At 68.7% G+C, this 21,148-nt stretch carries 17 protein-coding genes; 14 read left to right on the forward strand and 3 right to left on the reverse strand.

Going from position 1 to position 21,148, the window contains the following annotated elements; genetic code table 11:
- Positions 1 to 30: 30 nt before the first annotated feature.
- A complete protein-coding gene (locus ACF06X_RS16940; protein ID WP_392288037.1) occupies positions 31 to 921 on the reverse strand; it encodes a hypothetical protein in 891 nt (296 codons plus the stop codon).
- Positions 922 to 1,219: 298 nt separating this feature from the next.
- Here ACF06X_RS16940 and ACF06X_RS16945 point away from each other — a divergent pair, with 298 nt between their 5' ends.
- The 14 genes from ACF06X_RS16945 to ACF06X_RS17010 all read left to right on the forward strand — a co-directional run bounded on the left by ACF06X_RS16945 (position 1,220) and on the right by ACF06X_RS17010 (position 13,396).
- Positions 1,220 to 1,432, forward strand: a complete 213-nt coding sequence (locus ACF06X_RS16945) for a hypothetical protein (protein ID WP_392288038.1) — start codon at positions 1,220 to 1,222, stop codon at positions 1,430 to 1,432.
- 102 nt (positions 1,433 to 1,534) lie between these two features.
- Positions 1,535 to 2,560: a hypothetical protein gene (locus ACF06X_RS16950; RefSeq protein ID WP_392288039.1), complete on the forward strand. Its 1,026-nt coding sequence runs from the start codon at positions 1,535 to 1,537 to the stop codon at positions 2,558 to 2,560.
- Between the two features lie 29 nt (positions 2,561 to 2,589).
- Entirely contained in the window at positions 2,590 to 3,789 is a 1,200-nt protein-coding gene (locus ACF06X_RS16955; protein WP_392288040.1) for a phage tail protein, read from the forward strand.
- Complete coding sequence (locus ACF06X_RS16960) at positions 3,786 to 5,039, forward strand: tape-measure protein (RefSeq protein ID WP_392288041.1); 1,254 nt, start codon at positions 3,786 to 3,788, stop codon at positions 5,037 to 5,039. The genes ACF06X_RS16955 and ACF06X_RS16960 overlap by 4 nt, the downstream gene beginning before the upstream one ends.
- A gap of 142 nt (positions 5,040 to 5,181) precedes the next feature.
- Positions 5,182 to 6,105 carry a phage distal tail protein gene (locus tag ACF06X_RS16965; RefSeq protein WP_392288042.1) on the forward strand — a complete coding sequence of 308 codons (924 nt, stop codon included), beginning with the start codon at positions 5,182 to 5,184 and terminating at the stop codon, positions 6,103 to 6,105.
- A gap of 39 nt (positions 6,106 to 6,144) precedes the next feature.
- Entirely contained in the window at positions 6,145 to 7,332 is a 1,188-nt protein-coding gene (locus ACF06X_RS16970; RefSeq protein ID WP_392288043.1) for a hypothetical protein, read from the forward strand.
- 37 nt (positions 7,333 to 7,369) lie between these two features.
- Positions 7,370 to 8,557 (forward strand): hypothetical protein, encoded by a 1,188-nt coding sequence (locus ACF06X_RS16975; RefSeq protein ID WP_392288044.1) that lies wholly within the window; start codon positions 7,370 to 7,372, stop codon positions 8,555 to 8,557.
- Positions 8,558 to 8,580: 23 nt separating this feature from the next.
- The gene (locus ACF06X_RS16980) at positions 8,581 to 9,720 is read left to right on the forward strand and encodes a hypothetical protein (RefSeq protein ID WP_392288045.1); all 1,140 of its coding nucleotides are present in this window, start codon (positions 8,581 to 8,583) and stop codon (positions 9,718 to 9,720) included.
- A gap of 10 nt (positions 9,721 to 9,730) precedes the next feature.
- Positions 9,731 to 10,822, forward strand: a complete 1,092-nt coding sequence (locus ACF06X_RS16985) for a hypothetical protein (protein ID WP_392288046.1) — start codon at positions 9,731 to 9,733, stop codon at positions 10,820 to 10,822.
- A complete protein-coding gene (locus ACF06X_RS16990) occupies positions 10,822 to 11,451 on the forward strand; it encodes a hypothetical protein (RefSeq protein ID WP_392288047.1) in 630 nt (209 codons plus the stop codon). Before ACF06X_RS16985 ends, ACF06X_RS16990 begins: the two co-directional genes overlap by 1 nt.
- 23 nt (positions 11,452 to 11,474) lie before the next feature.
- Complete coding sequence (locus ACF06X_RS16995; protein WP_392288048.1) at positions 11,475 to 11,894, forward strand: ATP-binding protein; 420 nt, start codon at positions 11,475 to 11,477, stop codon at positions 11,892 to 11,894.
- Between the two features lie 72 nt (positions 11,895 to 11,966).
- Positions 11,967 to 12,878 (forward strand): peptidoglycan-binding protein, encoded by a 912-nt coding sequence (locus ACF06X_RS17000; RefSeq protein ID WP_392288049.1) that lies wholly within the window; start codon positions 11,967 to 11,969, stop codon positions 12,876 to 12,878.
- A gap of 31 nt (positions 12,879 to 12,909) precedes the next feature.
- Positions 12,910 to 13,146: a hypothetical protein gene (locus ACF06X_RS17005; protein WP_392288050.1), complete on the forward strand. Its 237-nt coding sequence runs from the start codon at positions 12,910 to 12,912 to the stop codon at positions 13,144 to 13,146.
- Positions 13,133 to 13,396, forward strand: a complete 264-nt coding sequence (locus ACF06X_RS17010) for a hypothetical protein (RefSeq protein ID WP_392288051.1) — start codon at positions 13,133 to 13,135, stop codon at positions 13,394 to 13,396. The genes ACF06X_RS17005 and ACF06X_RS17010 overlap by 14 nt, the downstream gene beginning before the upstream one ends.
- A gap of 104 nt (positions 13,397 to 13,500) precedes the next feature.
- Here the strand turns inward: ACF06X_RS17010 and ACF06X_RS17015 are convergent, their stop codons facing one another.
- Together ACF06X_RS17015 and rpoB are read right to left on the reverse strand one after the other, a co-directional pair.
- Entirely contained in the window at positions 13,501 to 17,400 is a 3,900-nt protein-coding gene (locus ACF06X_RS17015) for a DNA-directed RNA polymerase subunit beta' (RefSeq protein WP_158989355.1), read from the reverse strand.
- Between the two features lie 100 nt (positions 17,401 to 17,500).
- Entirely contained in the window at positions 17,501 to 20,983 is a 3,483-nt protein-coding gene (gene rpoB, locus ACF06X_RS17020) for a DNA-directed RNA polymerase subunit beta (protein WP_392288052.1), read from the reverse strand.
- Positions 20,984 to 21,148: the final 165 nt, after the last annotated feature.

Here is a 21,148-nt window from a genome sequence, read left to right on the forward strand (position 1 = left end):
GCCCCGGCCCCCGGCGCCCGTTCCCGTTTTTCAGGGAGCGGGCTCCGGGGGCGGTTCCTGTGCTCGGTCGACCAGTTCCTCCTCCAGAGCTCTGGCCCGCTCCGACAGCCGTCGTCCCCTGCGCCCGCGCGTCTCCGGTTCGCCGGGTTCGGAGGTACGGCGGTCGGCCGCGGACCCGGTCTGTCCGGGGACCTGGCCGAGCGGCGGCACCACGGGGCGCCCGCCCTTGCCGCGTACCACCTTCCGTACCGAATGGGTCGCCCTGCGGGTCCGCAGCTCCTGCGCGGTGAGCAGGACGTCCTGTCCTGGTTCCGGCTCCGGGGCCCGTACCGTTTCGGCTTCGGTTTCGGGCTCCTCGGTGCGGGGGCGGGGCGGCTCGTCGTCGTCCCGGAGCGCGGTGGCGTGTTCGGGCTGGGCATCGCGACCCGGCTCGGGGTCCGGCTCTGGGTCCGGCTGCGTCTGCTGTTCAGGCTCGGGCGGCCGGGCCCGCTCGTCGAACTGTTCGCGTTCCCGGCGGAGGCGTTCCTCGGCCTGGATCACGGCGGCGGGCGGCTCCAGGAGCCGGGCGAAGGGCAGCGGGATGACCCGGGCACCGTCCTCGCCCTCCCCCACACGGCGCTGGGGGCGACGGACTCCACGCGCGTCACGCTGGCCCTGCGCGTAGGCGTCGGCGACACGTCGCTCGTACTCCCGGCGTATGCGGGGGAGTTCCTCCGACACGGCCTCGGCCCAGCCGGCGGTGAAGGCGGCGGTCTCGCGGCGGTCGAGTTCGGCTCTGGCGATCACGACGAGATCCTCGGGTGCGTACCCGTGGACATGGACCAGTTCGGAGATCCATGCGAACAGATGGGGTAGGTCGGAGTTCGTCTCGAACCAGTCGACGACCCGTCCGCGGCGGCCATCGCCCCGCTCCCTGTCCATACGTCTGTATGCCTTCCGCCCCCTGGGGTCCCCTCGCGCCACTCGCGCCCCTGGCGCTCCGAGATGGTCCGGCTCTGGAACGCGTATCCAGCGTACCCGGTCGTTCTCGGCGAACGTTGCATCATCAACCGGTCACGTTTCGCCACAAGCAGACACGCCGTCAGAGCATTCCCGCTCGACAAACCTCGAACAGGTGTTCCACACTCTGTTCGTACACTCGTTCGAACATGTGGTGCCCCCGCCTCACTCCGCGGCGCCGCCACGCACGCAAGGGCAAGCAACCGGAAGGCAGGCGTCCATGACTCAGCAGGCCGAGGCATCGCGACCGCACATCCCGCTCCAGGACCGCCTCCGCCAGCTCCTCGACGGACCCGTCGCCCTCGACAAGAGAGCGTTGCTCGGCACGCTGTACGCCGAGGTCTCCCGCTACGAGACCCTCGCGTACGCGGCCGGCTGGAACGACGCCCTCGCGACGACGCGCCGCGGCTCCCGCCGGGACGACGACGCCTAGCCACCCGACCGCCCGCCCCTCACGCACGAGCCCCTGCCGAAGTTCCATGCCGACAGGGGCTTTTCGGCGCTTGGCCCTCACGGGCCGGAAGCGGAGCAACTCATGGCAGACCCAACGAACGCCGAGGTCATCAGCGCGATCAAGGATCTCAAGGCCGCCCTCGTCTATCCCCAGCCCGAGCCCGGCAAACCACCGAACGTCTCCCAGCTCAAGGAACACCTGATCGCGGTCTCCCCGTATGTCGTCACCACCTACTACATGGACAACATGTTCACGGCGGGGTACTTCAAGAAGATCGACGACATGCACCAGGAGCTCACCAAGGCCAAGAAGACGGAGTGGCTGGAGGCGATGGGGCTCGGCAGTTTCGCCGCCGCCGTCGAGAAGTGGCACGAGAACAACGTGTGGTGGCCCGCATATCTCCTGTCGGGTTTCATCAGCCTCGCCATCCCCGCGTTCCTCCTCGCCCTGGCGCTGAACTTCAAGAACCTGCAGCGGGGCCTCCAGACCGCGATCATCGATCGCCTCGCCAGACGGTTCCCGAGGCTCGAGAACAAAGTCATCGCCGGAGGGGCAGGAGGCATCATCCCCCGCCTCCAGGACCGCACGGTCGTGAACGACCGCGAGGCGGCCGCTGGTGGCGGTATGGCCGCCATCCCGCGAGACGCCAACTTCGACGGCCTCCGCGAACAGCTCACCAACCTGAACCCGCACCTCAAGGAGTTCAACCGCCACGCCCCCTCGTTCAACGAGGCGTTCCGCAAGCTGCCGAAGGTGAGCGCGGTGGAGAAGGCGGCGACCGCCATCAAGAAGATCGCCGAGGCAGTCGCCGGCGTCGATTACCAGTCGATGCCTCTGGTCGCCCGAGGCATGGGCAAGATCAACGGCGCCGTGAAGAACTCGGACCCCAAGAAGACCACCAAGTTCGCCGGCGCCATCGGGAAGCTCAAGCTCGCCATGGACGGCCTCGAAGTGGACAAGGTCCCCAAGGCGGGGACCCTGGGGCAAGCGGCGGACAACGCGAAGCGACTCGCCGACAACACCGGGACCCTGGCCACGAAGATGCGCGAGTTCGCACGAACGGTCAGCGACATCAACCAGGAACTCGGCGCCGGCTCCCCCGCCTGACCCCCACCCACCCCGAAAGGAGGTAACCCATGTCTCTCGTCAGAAACCTGAAGAACGCGTCCACCGGTCTCCGCAACCTCAAGACCCAAGCCTCCGGCGCCGGCACCTCGGTCAAGAAGGTCGGTGATGCCGGGCGGTCGGCCAACGGGCAGCTCAAGAACCTCAAGACCAGCGCCCAGGGCTCCAGCACCCAGCTCAAGAACCTCAAGACCGCCTCGGACCAAGCCGAGCGCTCCATGAAGAAGGCCGGACAGACCGCCGAGTCCGCCGGCAAGAAGCTCGGGAAGTACGAGTCCGGCGCCGGCAAGGCCGCCAAGGGCCAGGACAAGCTCAACAGGTCCATGAAGGGCAACATCCTCGCCCGCCTGATCGAGCTGTTCATGCCGCTCATCGAGAAGATCGTCGACATGGCGATGCGCTCGAAGACCATGCAGACGATCATGAAGAAGGCCTTCAGCGCCATCAAGACCGTCATCAGCTCGGTCATGAAGGCCATCGGCCCGATCATGAAGAAGGCCGGTCAGCTGATCAAGACGGTCTGGAACGGCATCAAGAAGGCCATCTCCACCGTCGTCAAGGCCGTCGCCACCGTCATCAAGACCTACGTGAAGATCTGGAAGACGGTCATCACCACGGTCATGAAGGCGATCAAGACGGTCATCAGCGCCGTCTGGAACGGCATCAAGGCCGTCATCACGCCGATCGTCAACTGGATCAAGACCGTGATCCCGAAGGCCTTCAGCGCCGTCAAGGACAAGATGTCCTCCATCTGGAACGGCCTCAAGGACATCGCGTCCCGGGCGTTCGAGGGCATCAAGAACGGCGTGAAGGGTCCGATCAACGCGGTCATCGGCCTCATCAACGGCATGATCGGCAGCCTGAACCGGGTCAAGGTCAGCGTCCCGAGCTGGGTCCCGCTCGTCGGCGGCAAGACCTTCGGCGTCAACATCCCGACCATCCCCATGCTCGCCACCGGTGGTGTCGTCATGCCCCGCCACGGCGGTGTCCCGGCGATCCTCGCCGAGGCCGGCGAGGCCGAGGCCGTCCTCCCGCTCTCCAAGCTGGACCGGCTGCTCGCCCAGACCGCCCGCCGCGCCCGCATGTCGGCCCACACACAGGCAGGCGGCGCGGGAGCCACCCTGCACATCGAGCACTATCACGCGGCGCGGGGCACCGACCCGCAGTCGACGGCGAACGCGCTGATGTACCTGGCGAAGGCACGCGGATGAGTGCCGCCGCAGTCGCCATGCCACGGTTCGGCGCGGTCACTCCGGTGATGAGCTCCCTGCGGCAGGGCGCCGCTCAGGCGGGCGACTCGCTCAAGCGGCTCAAGCAGGGCGTCCAGCAGGCGGCCGGCGGCATGTCCACGTTCGCCACCGGCCTGCGCACCACCGGTTCCTCCCTACGCACCCTCGGCACCAACGCCTCCGGCGCCGCGACCGCCGTCCGTAAGATCCAGCAGTCCAAGGCGGCCACCGGCATCCGCAGGACGGGCACCGCCGCGGGCAAGGCCAGGACCGCCGTCGGCAAGATCGGCACCGGCATCGGCGGCCTGGTCGCGATCCTCGCGCCCCTGCTGCCCGTCACCGATGTCATAGCCAAGCTGATGGAGACCTACGGCACCGTCATGACCGTCGCCTCCATCGCGATGACCGGCATCAACGTCGCCATGCGCGCCAACCCGATCGGCTTCCTCGTCGGCATCCTCGTGCCCGTCGCCGCGTACCTCATCGAGCTCGCCGTCAACTCCCAGACCGGTCAGAAGTTCCTCAAGCAGGCCTTCCAGGCCGCTCTCAAGGTCTTCCAGGCGATCTGGAAGTTCCTCTCGCCGATCATGAAGGTGCTCGGTCAGGCCGTCGGGACGTACTTCAAGGCGTACCTCACCCTGTTCAAGACCGCCCTGAAGATCGTCGGAGCCGCGATCAACGGCATCTCCAAGATCCGCGGCGCCGTCACCTCCGCCTCCAACGCGCTGCGCGGGATCGCCTCGCGCACCCTGGGCGGGATCAAGAACGCGGTCAAGCCGGTCGTCTCCTTCATCACGGACAAGATCCCCGGCTTCTTCCGTACCGCCAAGGACGCGGTGAGCAAGGCCCTGCGCGGGATCGGCGATCTCATCAAGGGCGCCCTGAGCGCCGTCGTCGGCGTCGTCAAGGGCCCGATCAACGGCCTCATCGCCTTCGCCAACTGGATCATCGACGGTCTCAACAAGCTGACCGTGTCGATCCCGCTCACGGACAAGAAGTTCGGCGTCGACATCGACAAGATCCCGATGCTCGCAGACGGCGGTGTCGTCTTCCCCGGAGCCGCCGACGCCCCGCGCATCGACTCGCTCACCGTGCTGGAGAACCGCCGCGTCCCGGCCCTCACCGAGCCGGACCGGCCGCCGCACCGCATACGGGAGTTCCGCGAGGAGCCCGGCGCCGGCCCCCGGTCGACCGCCGAGGACCTCCTCTTCCTGGCGACCGCGCACCGCTGACCGTCGAGCGACCGACTGTCGAACGACCGACCGTCGAACGACCGACCGTCGAGCGGCCGACCGTCACCACCGACCGCGCACCGCCGACCGCCCACCGCACCGCCCACCACCGACACTCCATCAGAAGTGAGGTGACCGGCCCATGGCCGAGAACACAACCGCATACGCCGGAAACGCCTACACCGCAGACCTCGCGCCCGGCTCACTGATCACCCAGGACGGGCAGATCCAGTGGGCCGGGCTTCTCATCGGCCCCGGCACCCCCTTCGCCGTCGACCGCTCCGGCCTCACCGGCTGGGAGGACCTGCCCGAGTACGACTCCTCCGACGCCGACCGCCCCACCTCGCACGGCGCCTGGCCGGGATCCCGGTACGCCAAGCCGCGCAAGGTCGGCGGGACGATCGTGCTGATACCGGAGTACAAGGCGGCCCCCGAGGCCATCCGCGCCCTGCGGCAGGCGCTCGCCCTGCTCGACGAGGAGCGCTGGCTGACCGTACAGCTCCACGGCGAACTGCTCGCCGTACGCGCGCGGATCGCCCAGCGCGTGGTCCCCGCCGACCAGGGCTTCGCCACCCAGGGCAGTTCGAAGATGTCCATCCAGTGGCTGGCCGCCGACCCGCGCCGCTACGTCGTCAACGAGCAGACCGCCACCACCACCGCCCCGCAGCCCGAGTCCGGCCTCACCTGGCCGCTGACCTGGCCGCTCAAGTGGGGCGAGGCGAAGAGCACCGGCGACGCCGTCGTCGACAACACCGGCTCCGCCCCCACCCACCCGGTGATCGTCTTCCGCGGCCCGTGCTCCACGCCGACCGTCACCGAACGCACCAGCCGGCGCCGACTGCGGTACGCGATCGACCTGGCCGCCGGCGACGAGCTGACCGTGGACACCGTCAACGGCACCGTGATGCTCAACAACACCGCCTCCCGCCGGCACACGGCGATGGCCGACTCCAGCCCGGAGGAGCTCTTCCTGCTCGATCCGGGCCGCACGGAGCTGTCCTTCCGGCCCGACGCCTCCACCCCGGACGCCCTGATGACGGTCCGCTGGCGCAGCGCCGAGTGGTGACCGCAGCCCCCTTCCCCCACTCCCAGAAGAGGTGAACCCATGACCGTACGGGCCGCCTGGCTCCAAACCGAGGGCCAGACCCGCGAGGACACCCGTCTCACCCTGGCCGCCCTGCTCACTCCCAGCGGTCAGGCCCCGGAGGAGACCCCGCTGCGCTCCCGGCCGGGCATCGTGCCGGGCGGCTTCGTCCTGACCGGAACCGCTCCCATGGAGTGCACGATCGGCACGGGACGCGCGATCGTCCAGGGCAACGACACCCGTCAGGGCGCCTACCTGGTCAGCTGCGTCTCGCCGGAGAAGATCACCATCGAGGACGGTGACCCGCAGTACGACCGCATCGACCTGATCGAACTGGCCGTGGTCGACGTCGACTACGACAAGACCGGCACCACCGAGGCCGTCATCCGCCTGGTCAAGGGCAAGCCTGAGGCCTCCCCGACCGCTCCGGCGACCGGCCCGGGCAGCACGATCCCGCTCTACACGATCCGCGTCCCGAAGGCCGCCTCGGCCGGCACCGGCGGCATCGCCTGGACCGGCGGCGGCGTCACCACCCAGCACTGGGCGGTGGTGGCGCTCGGCGGCATCATGCCCACCAGCGGCTTCAAGGGCGCGTACGTCGGCCAGTACCGCGACGCGGGCGGCATGCTCCAGCGCTGGGACGGCGCGACCTGGAGCTCGTACCCGAAGGCGCTCGGCGGCATCGCCCCCTCTTCGGTGACGGCCGGCGGCTACACCGGCCAGTACCGGGACAACGCCGGGATCCTGCAGCGCTGGGACGGCTCCAACTGGCAGTACGTCGAGGGCAGATCGAAGATCCTCTTCAGCGCCTCGCAGACCGCCTCCCAGTCCATCGCCCCCAACACCTGGACCACGCTCGCCTTCCAGAGCACCGACGTGGACGACGGCCCCGGCTGGGACGGCTCCACCACCTACACCGTGCCGCGCGCCGGCTGGTGGCGCGTCTCGGGGCACGTCGTGTTCGCCAACGACTCCCAGACCGGCATGCGCGGCGCCCGTGTCGTGGTCAACGGCGTCGGCGTCCTGCGCTGCACCTGGCTCGTGCCGGCCGGCGCCGGAGCCGTCGCCGTCGGCGGCCAGGGCCTGCTCAAGCTCACCGCGGGCTCCACGATCACGCTGGCCGGCTACCAGACGCACACCGCGGCGGTGAAGACCCTCGGCGGCTCCGGCTACGCCGGCAACCTCTCCGCCGAGTGGATCAAGTCCTGACCCGCCCGTCCCCCGCTCTTCTCTGATTGGAGACACCATGAACCTGCGCAGCAGCTGGGTCGCCGAGACCGGCCAGACCCGCGAGGACACCCGCCTCAACCAGGTCGGCGCGACCACCCCCGCCAACCCCGTCCAGGTCCGCTCCGGCATCCTGCCGGGCTCGTACGACGGCCAGTACCGGCTGTCCGGCTTCTGGATGTTCGGCTCCGCCGCCATGTCGGCGACCGTCTCCGAGGGCCGGGCCGTCATCCAGGGCGACATCTCCCAGGGCATGTACCCGGTGACGCTGCCCACGTCGGAGACGATCACCTTCGGTGCGGGCAACGCCCAGTTCAACCGGATCGACCTGGTCGTTCTGAAGATCTACGACAACGTCTACGACGCCACCCAGCGCAACGAGGCGAAGATCGAGATCATCCAGGGCAAGGCCGAGCCCGACCCGAAGGCGCCGCTCGCACCGCCGCGCAGCCTCGCGCTGTACGAGGTGACCGTTCCGGCCGGCGCCAGCGCCGGCAACGGCGGTATCCCGTGGAACACCGCCCTCAGGGACCTGCGCACGCCGGTCGTCGCCGTCGGCGGCATCATCCCGGTCGAGGGGCCGGTCCTGCCGGGCGCCCACCCGGGCCAGTACCAGGACACGGCGGACGGCCAGTTCCAGCGCTGGGACGGCGGCAAGTGGGTGTCGTACCCGGCGGCGATCGGCGGCATCATCCCGTCCTCCGCCTCCACCACCCCGGCCAGCTACACCGGCCAGTACCGGGACGGTGCCGGCGGCCAGCTCCAGCGGTGGAACGGCTCGGCGTGGGCCCCGGCGGTCCCGGGGCCGTACTACAACGACAACACGGACGCGGGGTACACCACGTCGGCGACGTACACCCCGACCCTGGTGGAGCGGACCTCGAACCTCTCCCTGACCTTCACCGCGCCGCCGTCCAAGGCCGTCCTGGTCAACTTCGGCGCCCGGACGAGGGGGTCGAACGACTACTACTCGTACATGGCCCTGCGGCTCACCCAGGGCAGCACCGTCGTGCAGGAGCCCAGCGACGACTACGCCGTCATGGCGGCGACCGTGCACTCCCTGTCGCTCTCCATGAGCCGGCGGCTGTCGGGCCTGGTCGCCGGAGCCTCGTACACGCTGACCGCCTACTACCGCGTCGTCGCCAATCCGTCCGGTGTGAAGGCCTGGTTCGACAACTCCTTCATCCGCGTCGACCCGCAGGCCTGATCCACGGACCCCAGGAGACCCTCATGACCCTGCACTCAGGCTGGCTCACGCCCTCGGGGCAGACCCGCGTCGCCACCCGTCACACCGCACTGGGCGCGACCCTCACGACGGGCCCGCTCTCCTCCCGGTCCGGCATCCTGCCGGGCACCACCGACGGCAAGTACCGCGTCGGTGGCCTGTGGATGAGCTCGACCGGCCCGATGACGGCCACCGTCTACACCGGCCGGGCGGTGATCCAGGGCACGAACGCCGAGGGCGCCTACCCGGTCGCGCTCGACCAGGACACCTCGATCACCTTCGCCGACGGCGACCCGCTCAACCCGCGCATCGACCTCGTCGTGCTGCGCGTGTACGACAACGACGTCGAGAGCCCCGGGCGGCACGAGGCGGTCGTCGAGATCGTCCGGGGCCAGCCGAAGGCCGCTCCGGAGAAGCCCGCGGTGCCGCCGCGTTCGCTCGCGCTGTTCTCCGTCAAGGTGAAGGCCGGTGCCTCCGCCGGCACCGGTGGCATCGACTGGTCGGCCGGCGCGTCCACCGACCTGCGCGTGACCACCGTCGGCGTCGGCGGGATCCTGCCCGTCTACAACAACGGCGCCGACTTCGGCTCGTATCCGGGCCAGTATCGGGACAACGACAACGCCCACGTCCTGCAGCGCTGGAGCGGCACCGAGTGGGTCCCGTATCCGAAGGAGGTCGGCGGGATCGCGCCCAGCGGGGTCCTGACCGCCGGCAGCTACATCGGACAGTTCCGCGAGGCGAACGGCGTCCTCCAGCGGTGGAACGGCAGCGTGTGGGCGACCTACCACCCGCCGGTCGAGGTGGAGAGCGCCACCACCGGTGCGATCGCGCTGCCCGGCTGGACCGTCGTGTCCTTCTCGGGCCGGCGCACCCGCGGCATCGCGCACGTGCTGCTCTCCGTGACCCGCAACGGCGCCACCATCACCGCCACCAACGCGGGCCACATCCCCGACGAGCCGCTGTGCACCCTGCCCGCCGGATGGCGCCCCGCCATCGACTACGAGGCCTCGGCGAGCGACGGCATCGGCAGCGGCAGCGGCAACTTCTGGACCAACGGGCAGGTCAACCTGCGCACCTGGTCACCCAACGGCACGCTCGAAGCCGGCCGCCACGTCCGCCTCAGCGCCACCTACATCCTTCCGTGAGGGCCTCCGCATGAGTCTCGACACGCCCTACCGGGCGATCTTCTGCGATCTGATCACCGACCAGACACTCGACATCCTGCCTCTGCGGGACGTCTCCTTCGACGACTACATCGGCAAGGCCGGCTCCATGTCCGGCACCATCCCCATCCCGAACAAGGAGATCGCCGACCGGGTCAAGAAGGTCCGCGAAGGCCGCACCGCGGTCTACCTGGAGCGCGGCGGCGACCTGTGGTGGGGCGGCATCGTCTGGACCAGCACCCTGCAGTCCAGCGGACGCGGGGTACTGACCCTCTCCCTCCAGGCCGCGACCTTCGACTCGTACGCGGGCCGGCGGCGCATCCGCACCGAGATCAAGTACACCGACACCGAGCAGTTGGACATCGCCCGCGGGCTGTGGACCGAGCTGACGAGGGGCGGCTTCCAGATCGAGTTCGGGGAGGAGGCCTCCGAGGTCAAGCGGACCGTCAGCTGGCGCCCCGGCGACGAGACCGTCTACCTGGAGGCGCTGGACCAGCTCGCCGCCCTGCGGGACGGATTCGAGCACCAGATCCTGGTGTACCGGGACCCGGTCACCGGCAGGCGCATCCGGCAGCTGCGGCTCGGCTCGCCCCAGATCCGTACCGGCGCCACTGACCTCATCTTCGACCGGCCGGGCGCGATCCTGTCGTACTCCTTCCCCTGGGACGCGACCCGTGGCGGCACCACCGCCCTGGCCCGCGGCGCGTCCACCAACAGCAACGCCGCCGCCGAGTCCCGGCCGCTCGTCTCCCGCGAGCAGGTGGCCACCGACCTGCTCGCCGACGGCTGGCCGCTGATCGACCTGTCCTCGGACCACAACGAGGTCACGGATCAGCTCACGCTCGACTCCCTGGCCGCCGCGGAACTCGGCCAGGCGCGCGGCGCCGTGGTCATCCCGGCGATCAGCATCCGCCTCGGCGGGATCGTCCCGCCGGCGCTCCTGGGGCGCGTGGCCCGCGTCCGGATCACCGACGAGTGGTTCGCGGACGGCCTCGACGCCCGCTACCGCATCATCGGCGTCAAGGTCACCCCCCAGGAGCGCGGCCGCCCCGACACCGCCGAGCTCTACCTTGAGGAGGCCTGATGCCCCAGCTGCCCGAGGACATCATCGACCGGCTGAACCAGATGGAGCGCCGGCTCAAGGCGCTCTCCACCGCCGTCAACACCCGTCCGGCCCAGAACCAGGTCACCAACGGCCAGTTCACGGTCAACCGGACCAACAACGACAACACCACCTCGCCCGTCCTGCTGATGGGCGGCAGCGCACCGGGCACGACCAGGCCCGTCATCCGGATCTTCGACGGCTACAACCACGAGATCTTCGCGGACGACATCCTGACCGGCGGTCTCGCCCGGCCCTGGCTGCAGCTGATGCCCCCGATGGACATGAACCACACCCGGTGGCCGTCCACCACCAGCGCCGCCTTCACCAGCATCGCCCAGTCCTTCAACCCGGTCTGGCAGCCGAAGATGCGGATGACGGTCTACACGAAGGTCTCCGGCACCGGGGTCACCGGCCAGGTGAAGGTCCTCGTCGACGGCCAGCAGTTCGGCCCGACGGTCACCGCCGGCTCGACCTTCGACCACACCGGCCTGCTGCCCGTCGACTTCCCGACCAAGTTCGGCAAGGTGATGACCGTCGAGATCCACGCCCTGGCCAGCGGCGGCACGGTCTACGCCCAGCCCGTCCTGATGTACGGCACCCAGACCTGACCCGCCCCGACGAGGAGCCCACCATGAACATCGACCCCACACAGCCCTGGGGCGTGGCCATCGACTACGCGGGCCGCGCCACCGTCACCGAGACGGGCCACACCCTCGACGTACGCGTCTTCGACAACAGCATCGGAGGCACCCTGGAACGGGACCCGATGACGGGCGAGTACCCGCAGGTGTACGTCACCGCCCAGGTCACCGAGACCGGCGATGCGGATGCCGCCCTGCGGGGCTCCGGCATGGTCATCGTCCACGGCCAGGGCGGCAACCCGATCGTGCCCGACCCGACCGCCGTCGAGCGCGCCGTGACCGCCGCCCTCGCCGACTTCGAGAACCGCCGGGCCGCCTACGCCGCACTGTGCGCGACCTGGGCGCCGGAACCGGCCCCGGAGCCCACCCCGGACCCGGCCCCGGAGGCCCCCGAGCCCCCGGCCGAGTAGCCCGCCAAGGCCACCGCCCACCCTCGTACGCCCGCCCCCGTGCGGGCCTTTCCCATTTCTGGAGGACACCAGATGGCCACTCCCCTCTCCGCGGACCGGCTCGTCGCCGCGCTCCGCGCCGAAGGCGTCAAGGTCGTCGAGCACGACGGCTGGCGCACCCACCACCGCAACCAGGCGGGCGCCTGGGGCCCGGTGGTCGGTGTGATGATCCACCACACCGTCTCCAGCGGCACCAGCCAGTCCGTCGAGCTCTGCTACAACGGGTACGCCGGTCTGCCGGGCCCCCTCTGCCACGGCGTGATCGCCAAGGACGGCACCGTCCACCTCGTCGGCAGCGGCCGCGCCAACCACGCCGGCGGCGGCGACCCCTCCGTCCTCCAGGCCGTGATCACCGAGACGTACGGGGACCGGCCGCCCGCCCCCCGCGAGCACCAGGGAAGCTCCGGCGCCGTCGACGGCAACTCCCGCTTCTACGGCTTCGAGTGCGTCAACCTCGGCAACGGCACCGACCCCTGGCCGGCCGCCCAGCTCGAAGCCATCGAGCGGGCCTCCGCCGCGCTCTGCCGGGCCCACAGCTGGGGCGCCAAGTCCGTCATCGGGCACCTGGAGTGGTCCGACTGGAAGAGCGACCCCCGCGGCTTCGCCATGCCGGTCATGCGCGAGCGGGTCCAGAAGCGGCTCGGCGCCGCCCCCTCGAAGGGCACGACCGCCCCCGCCAAGCCGGCCGCCCCGCGCTACCAGCCCTTCCCCGGCACGTCGTTCTTCAAGAACAACCCCAGCTCGCCGATCATCACCGCGATGGGCCGCCGGCTGATGGCCGAGGGCTGCGGCCGCTACCGGGTCGGCCCCGGTCCGCGCTGGTCGGAGGCCGACCGGCAGTCGTACGCCGCGTGGCAGCGCAAGCTCGGCTTCAGCGGCTCCGACGCCGACGGCTGGCCGGGCCTCATGTCCTGGAACGCGCTCAAGGTCCCGTACACCAAGTAAAGGCCCCCGTACCCCACGTAAAGGAGTCCCCATGTCCGACGCCGCCAGGCGCACGGCCCGTACCGTCCTGCAGTCCGCCGTCGGTATCGCCGTCGTGCTCCCCGCGATCGTCGATGCCTCCGGCATCCCCGCGACCCTCCCCTGGGTCGCCGCCGCCCTGGCCGTGGCCGGCGGTCTGACCCGTGTCATGGCCGTCCCCGGTGTCCAGAACCTGCTGCCGGCGTGGCTGCGCAGCGGCTCCCCGGGCGGTGCCGATGACCGACTCTGATCAGCACGACCCGGTCACCGTCGCGCTCGAACTGGAACGGCTGCGCGGCACCCTGGAGGCCGGCTTCGCCCGCGTCGACGGCTCGCTCGCGCTGCTCGTGCAGCGCAGCGACCAGACCGACAAGCAGCTCGCCGACATGGAGACCCGCCTCGACGCCCTGGAGCGCGCCCGCTGGCCCCTGGCCAGCATCGCCGCGCTGACGGCGAGCGCGGGTCTGATGCTCGCGGTCTGGGAGCTGGCGGGGCGGTAGCCCCTCAGTTCCAGAGACAGCCCCAGAGACAGTTCCAGAGCTAGTTCCAAAGACGCCGAAGGGCGGCCACCCCACGGGGTGACCGCCCTTCGGTTTCGATCTACTTACTGGTTGTACGGACCGTAGTCGTAGTCCTCCAGCGGGACGGCCTGGCCGGAGCCGGTGCCGAACGGCGAGTAGTCGATGTCGTCGTAGCCGACGGCCGAGTACATCGCGGCCTTGGCCTCCTCGGTCGGCTCGACCCGGATGTTGCGGTAGCGGGACAGGCCCGTACCGGCCGGGATGAGCTTACCGATGATGACGTTCTCCTTGAGGCCGATCAGGGAGTCCGACTTGGCGTTGATCGCCGCGTCGGTCAGAACCCTGGTCGTCTCCTGGAAGGACGCCGCCGACAGCCACGACTCGGTGGCGAGCGAGGCCTTGGTGATACCCATCAGCTGCGGACGGCCGGAGGCCGGGTGGCCACCCTCCGTCACGACCCGACGGTTCTCGGTCTCGAACTTCGAGCGCTCGACGAGCTCGCCCGGCAGCAGCTCCGCGTCGCCGGACTCGATGATCGTCACACGGCGCAGCATCTGCCGGATGATGATCTCGATGTGCTTGTCGTGGATCGACACACCCTGCGAGTTGTAGACCTTCTGGACCTCGCCGACCAGGTGGACCTGGACCGCGCGCTGACCGAGGATCCGCAGCACGTCGTGCGGGTTGGTGGCACCCACGGTGAGCTTCTGGCCCACCTCGACGTGGTCGCCCTCGCCCACCAGCAGACGGGCACGCTTCGAGATCGGGAACGCCGTCTCGTCGCTGCCGTCGTCCGGGGTGACGACGATCTTCTTGGTCTTCTCGGTCTCCTCGATACGGACGCGGCCGGCCGCCTCCGAGATCGGGGCGACACCCTTGGGCTGACGAGCCTCGAAGAGCTCGACGACACGGGGCAGACCCTGGGTGATGTCGTCACCGGCCACACCACCGGTGTGGAAGGTACGCATCGTCAGCTGGGTACCGGGCTCACCGATGGACTGGGCCGCGATGATGCCGACGGCCTCACCGATGTCGACCAGCTTGCCGGTGGCCAGCGAGCGTCCGTAGCAGAAGGCACAGGTGCCGACCGCGGACTCACAGGTCAGGACCGAGCGGGTCTTGACCTCCTCGACACCCGCGTTGACCAGGGCGTCGATGAGCACGTCACCCAGGTCGACGTTGGCCGGCGCGATGACCTTGCCGTCCACGACGACGTCCTCGGCGAGCATCCGCGCGTACACGGAGGTCTCGACGTCGTCCGTCTTCCGCAGGATGCCGTCGGCACCCTTCTCGGCGATCCGCAGCTTCAGACCGCGCTCGGTGCCGCAGTCCTCCTCGCGGATGATCACGTCCTGCGAGACGTCCACCAGACGACGGGTCAGGTAACCCGAGTCGGCGGTACGCAGGGCGGTGTCGGCCAGACCCTTACGGGCACCGTGCGTCGAGATGAAGTACTCGAGGACGGAGAGACCCTCACGGAAGGACGCCTTGATGGGACGCGGGATCGTCTCGTTCTTGGCGTTCGACACCAGACCACGCATACCGGCGATCTGCCGCATCTGCATCATGTTTCCTCGGGCACCCGAGTCAACCATCATGAAGATGGGGTTCGTCTTGGGGAAGTTCTCGTTCATGGCCTCGGCAACCTCGTTGGTCGCCTTGGTCCAGATCGCGATGAGCTCCTGAGTGCGCTCTTCCTTGGTGATGAGACCGCGCTCGTACTGCTTCTGGACCTTCTCGTCCAGCGCCTCGTAGCCCTTGACGATCTCCTTCTTCGCCTCGGGAACGACGACGTCGGAGATGGCCACGGTGACGCCGGAACGGGTCGCCCAGTAGAAGCCCGCCGCCTTCAGGTTGTCGAGCGTCGCCGCCACGATGACCTTGGGGTAGCGCTCGGCGAGGTCGTTGACGATCTCGGAGAGCTGCTTCTTGCCGACGGAGTAGTCGACGAACGGGTAGTCCTCGGGCAGCAGCTCGTTGAAGAGCGCGCGGCCCAGCGAGGTCCGCAGCCGGAACGAGTCACCCTGCTGCCACTGCGGCTCGCCCTCCTCGGCGACCGGGGGAACCCAGCCGCGCGGAGGAACGGTGCCGATCGGGAAGCGGATGTCGATCTGCGACTGCAGCGCCAGCTCACCGGCGTCGAACGCCATGATCGCCTCGGCCGTGGAGCCGAACGCGCGGCCCTCGCCCTTGGTGTCACGCAGCTCACCGTCGGTGGTCAGGAAGAACAGACCGAGGACCATGTCCTGGGTCGGCATCGTGACCGGACGGCCGTCGGCCGGCTTGAGGATGTTGTTCGAGGACAGCATCAGGATGCGGGCCTCGGCCTGCGCCTCCGCGGAGAGCGGCAGGTGCACGGCCATCTGGTCACCGTCGAAGTCCGCGTTGAACGCGGTGCAGACGAGCGGGTGGATCTGGATGGCCTTGCCCTCGACCAGCTGGGGCTCGAAGGCCTGGATGCCGAGGCGGTGCAGCGTGGGCGCACGGTTCAGGAGAACCGGGTGCTCGGCGATGACCTCTTCGAGGACGTCGTACACGACCGTGCGGCCGCGCTCGACCATCCGCTTGGCGCTCTTGATGTTCTGCGCGTGGTTCAGGTCGACCAGGCGCTTCATCACGAACGGCTTGAAGAGCTCCAGGGCCATGGCCTTGGGCAGACCGCACTGGTGCAGCTTCAGCTGCGGACCGACGACGATGACGGAACGCGCGGAGTAGTCCACACGCTTACCGAGCAGGTTCTGACGGAATCGACCCTGCTTGCCCTTCAGCATGTCGCTGAGGGACTTCAGCGGACGGTTGCCGGGGCCCGTGACCGGGCGACCGCGACGGCCGTTGTCGAAGAGGGCGTCGACCGCCTCCTGGAGCATCCGCTTCTCGTTGTTCACGATGATCTCGGGGGCACCGAGGTCGAGCAGACGCTTCAGACGGTTGTTGCGGTTGATCACACGGCGGTACAGGTCGTTGAGGTCGGAGGTCGCGAAGCGGCCACCGTCCAGCTGCACCATCGGACGCAGGTCCGGCGGGATCACCGGCACGCAGTCGAGAACCATGCCCTTGGGGCTGTTCGCGGTCTGCAGGAACGCGGAGACGACCTTGAGGCGCTTGAGCGCACGGGTCTTCTTCTGGCCCTTGCCGGTACGGATGATCTCGCGGAGGCGCTCGGCCTCCTCCTCGAGGTCGAAGGACTCCAGGCGCTTCTGCAGAGCGGCCGCGCCCATCGAACCGTCGAAGTACGTGCCGAAGCGGTCACGCAGCTCGCGGTAGAGGAGCTCGTCGCCCTCCAGGTCCTGGACCTTGAGGTTCTTGAAGCGGGTCCAGACCTCGTCGAGACGGTCGATCTCGCGCTGCGCACGGTCGCGCAGCTGCTTCATCTCACGCTCGGCGCCCTCGCGCACCTTGCGGCGCACGTCGGCCTTGGCACCCTCGGCCTCGAGCTCGGCCAGGTCGGTCTCGAGCTTCTTGGCGCGGGCCTCCAGGTCGGAGTCGCGGCGGTTCTCGATCTGCTGACGCTCGACGGAGACGTGGGCCTCCAGCGACGGCAGGTCACGCGTGCGGCGCTCGTCGTCGACGAACGTGATCATGTACGCGGCGAAGTAGATGACCTTCTCGAGGTCCTTCGGCGCGAGGTCGAGCAGGTAGCCAAGGCGCGACGGGACGCCCTTGAAGTACCAGATGTGGGTGACGGGAGCGGCGAGCTCGATGTGGCCCATCCGCTCACGACGCACCTTGGCGCGGGTGACCTCGACGCCACACCGCTCACAGATGATGCCCTTGAAGCGGACACGCTTGTACTTGCCGCAGTAGCACTCCCAGTCCCGGGTCGGACCGAAGATCTTCTCGCAGAAGAGTCCGTCCTTCTCGGGCTTCAGGGTGCGGTAGTTGATGGTCTCGGGCTTCTTGACCTCGCCGTGGCTCCACTGACGGATGTCGTCAGCGGTGGCCAGACCGATCCGGAGCTCATCGAAGAAGTTGACGTCGAGCACTATGCGTCAATCCCTCTCAGGGTTGTAAGTCTTAGGGGTCTGATACGGGGGTCCTGGGGCCGGCCGGGGAACCATCGCTGGTGCCCCGGCCGGACTCCCGTCAGACCTCTTCGACGCTGCTCGGCTCGCGCCGGGACAGGTCGATACCGAGCTCCTCCGCTGCGCGGAAGACGTCCTCGTCGGTGTCGCGCATCTCGATGGACATGCCGTCCGAGGACAGCACCTCCACGTTGAGGCACAGGGACTGCATCTCCTTGATGAGCACCTTGAAGGACTCGGGGATGCCGGGCTCAGGGATGTTCTCGCCCTTGACGATGGCCTCGTAGACCTTCACGCGGCCGGTCACGTCGTCGGACTTGATCGTCAGCAGCTCCTGGAGGGCGTACGCGGCGCCGTATGCCTCCAGCGCCCACACCTCCATCTCACCGAAGCGCTGGCCACCGAACTGGGCCTTACCACCCAGCGGCTGCTGGGTGATCATCGAGTACGGACCGGTCGAACGGGCGTGCAGCTTGTCGTCGACCAGGTGGTGGAGCTTGAGGATGTACATGTACCCGACCGAGATCGGGTCCGGGAACGGCTCGCCGGAGCGGCCGTCGAACAGGCGCGCCTTACCGGTCGGGAGGACCATCCGGTCCCCGTCGCGGTTCGGGATGGTGTGCTGGAGCAGACCGGCCAGCTCGTCCTCACGCGCACCGTCGAAGACGGGGGTGGCGACGTTCGTGCCGGGCTCCACCTTGTCGGCGCCGATCGCCTGGAGGCGCTGCGCCCACTCGTCCGCGAGGCCGGAGACGTCCCAGCCGCGGCTGGCGAGCCAGCCGAGGTGGATCTCCAGGACCTGTCCCGGGTTCATTCGGGACGGGACACCCAGCGGGTTGAGGATGATGTCGACCGGAGTCCCGTCCTCGAGGAACGGCATGTCCTCGATGGGAAGGATCTTCGAAATAACACCCTTGTTGCCGTGACGGCCGGCGAGCTTGTCACCGTCGGTGATCTTGCGCTTCTGGGCGACGTAGACGCGGACCAGCTGGTTCACGCCCGGGGGAAGCTCGTCGCCCTCCTCGCGGTCGAAGACGCGGACGCCGATGACCTTGCCGGTCTCGCCGTGCGGCACCTTCAGCGAGGTGTCACGGACCTCACGGGCCTTCTCGCCGAAGATCGCGCGGAGCAGGCGCTCCTCCGGGGTCAGCTCGGTCTCACCCTTGGGCGTGACCTTGCCGACGAGGATGTCGCCGGCGACGACCTCGGCACCGATACGGATGATGCCGCGCTCGTCGAGGTCGGCGAGGACCTCCTCGGAGACGTTCGGGATGTCCCGGGTGATCTCCTCCGGGCCGAGCTTGGTGTCACGGGCGTCGACCTCGTGCTCCTCGATGTGGATCGAGGAGAGGACGTCGTCCTGCACGAGGCGCTGCGACAGGATGATCGCGTCCTCGTAGTTGTGACCCTCCCACGGCATGAACGCGACCAGCAGGTTCTTGCCGAGCGCCATCTCACCGTTCTCGGTGGCCGGACCGTCGGCGAGGACCTGGCCCTCGACGACCCGGTCACCCTCGGAGACGATGACCTTCTGGTTGACCGAGGTGCCCTGGTTCGAGCGGGAGAACTTGGCGATGCGGTACGTGGTGTACGTGCCGTCGTCGTTGGTGACGGTGATGTAGTCGGCCGAGACCTCCTGGATCACACCGTCCTTCTCCGCCTTGATGACGTCGCCGGCGTCCGTGGCACAGCGGTACTCCATGCCGGTACCGACGAGCGGGGCCTCCGACTTAATCAGCGGCACCGCCTGACGCATCATGTTCGCGCCCATGAGGGCACGGTTGGCGTCGTCGTGCTCGAGGAAGGGAATCATGGCCGTCGCGACCGACACCATCTGGCGCGGCGAGACGTCCATGTAGTCGACCTCGGTCGGCGGGACGTAGTCGACCTCGCCGCCACGGCGGCGGACCAGGACGCGCGGCTCGGTGAAGCGCAGCTCGTCGCTGAGGGTCGCGTTCGCCTGGGCGATGACGTAGCGGTCTTCCTCGTCGGCCGTGATGTAGTCGACCTCGTCGGTGACCTGACCGTCGACGACCTTGCGGTACGGCGTCTCGATGAAGCCGAACGCGTTGACGCGGCCGTACGAGGCGAGCGAACCGATCAGACCGATGTTCGGGCCTTCGGGGGTCTCGATCGGGCACATGCGTCCGTAGTGGGACGGGTGCACGTCACGGACCTCGAAGCCGGCCCGCTCACGGGAGAGACCACCCGGGCCGAGCGCGGACAGACGACGCTTGTGCGTCAGCCCGGACAGCGGGTTGTTCTGGTCCATGAACTGCGACAGCTGGCTGGTGCCGAAGAACTCCTTGATGGAGGCGACGACCGGCCGGATGTTGATCAGGGTCTGCGGCGTGATCGCCTCGACGTCCTGGGTCGTCATGCGCTCACGCACGACGCGCTCCATACGAGCCAGACCCGTGCGGACCTGGTTCTGGATGAGCTCGCCGACGTTGCGCAGACGACGGTTGCCGAAGTGGTCGATGTCGTCGGTCTCGACGACGATCTCCCGGCCCGACTCGCCGATCGTCTCGGTCTCGCCCGCGTGCAGCTTCACGAGGTACTTGATCGTGGCGATGATGTCGTCGGTGGTCAGGACACCGGCGTCCAGCGGCTCATCGGCGCCGAGCTTCTTGTTCACCTTGTAGCGGCCGACCTTGGCGAGGTCGTAGCGCTTGGGGTTGAAGTAGAGGTTCTCGAGCAGCGTCTGAGCGGCCTCGCGGGTCGGCGGCTCGCCCGGGCGCAGCTTGCGGTAGATGTCGAGCAGCGCGTCGTCCTGGCCCTGGGTGTGGTCCTTCTCCAGGGTGGCGCGCATGGACTCGTACTCGCCGAACTCCTGCAGGATCTGCTCGGTGGTCCAGCCGAGAGCCTTCAGAAGGACGGTGACGGACTGCTTGCGCTTGCGGTCGATGCGGACACCGACCATGTCGCGCTTGTCGATCTCCATCTCCAGCCAGGCACCCCGGGACGGGATGATCTTGGCCGAGAAGATGTCCTTGTCGGACGTCTTGTCGATCGAGGAGTCGAAGTAGACGCCCGGCGAGCGGACGAGCTGCGAGACCACGACACGCTCGGTGCCGTTGATGACGAAGGTGCCCTTGTTCGTCATGAGCGGGAAGTCGCCCATGAAGACCGTCTGGGACTTGATCTCGCCGGTCTCGTTGTTGGTGAACTCGGCGGTGACGAAGAGCGGGGCGCCGTACGTGAAGTCACGGTCCTTGCACTCGTCGATCGAGTTCTTCGGGGGCTCGAAACGGTGGTCGCGGAAGGTCAGCGACATCGACCCGGAGAAGTCCTCGATCGGCGAGATCTCCTCGAAGATCTCTTCCAGACCCGACTTCCTGGGGACGTCCTGTCCCGACTCGAGAGCTGCCTCGACGCGAGCCTTCCAGGCGGCGTTACCGAGCAGCCAGTCAAAGCTCTCGGTCTGCAGCGCGAGGAGGTTCGGAACCTCGAGGGGCTCCTTGATCTTTGCAAAGGAGATGCGCAGCGGGGCGGTGCTGGCGCCGTTGTTCGTATTGGTCGAGGCGTTGCGCGAGGCGGCCAAGAGGGGGTCCTTCCGAGGGCTCGGACTCACTACGCGCGTACCGGTTCCAAGCGGTGCACGGAGACGGATGTTCCTGGAATGAGCCGAAAGGCCAGGTCAGGTCGGTCCGGTCCACGTGCTCGTGCGAGGGGATGCCCCTGGTGACGGGCAGGGGGCAGCTAACAG

Origin of the sequence: Streptomyces sp. NPDC015346, assembly GCF_043078785.1 — a bacterium.
Lineage (GTDB): Bacteria > Actinomycetota > Actinomycetes > Streptomycetales > Streptomycetaceae > Streptomyces.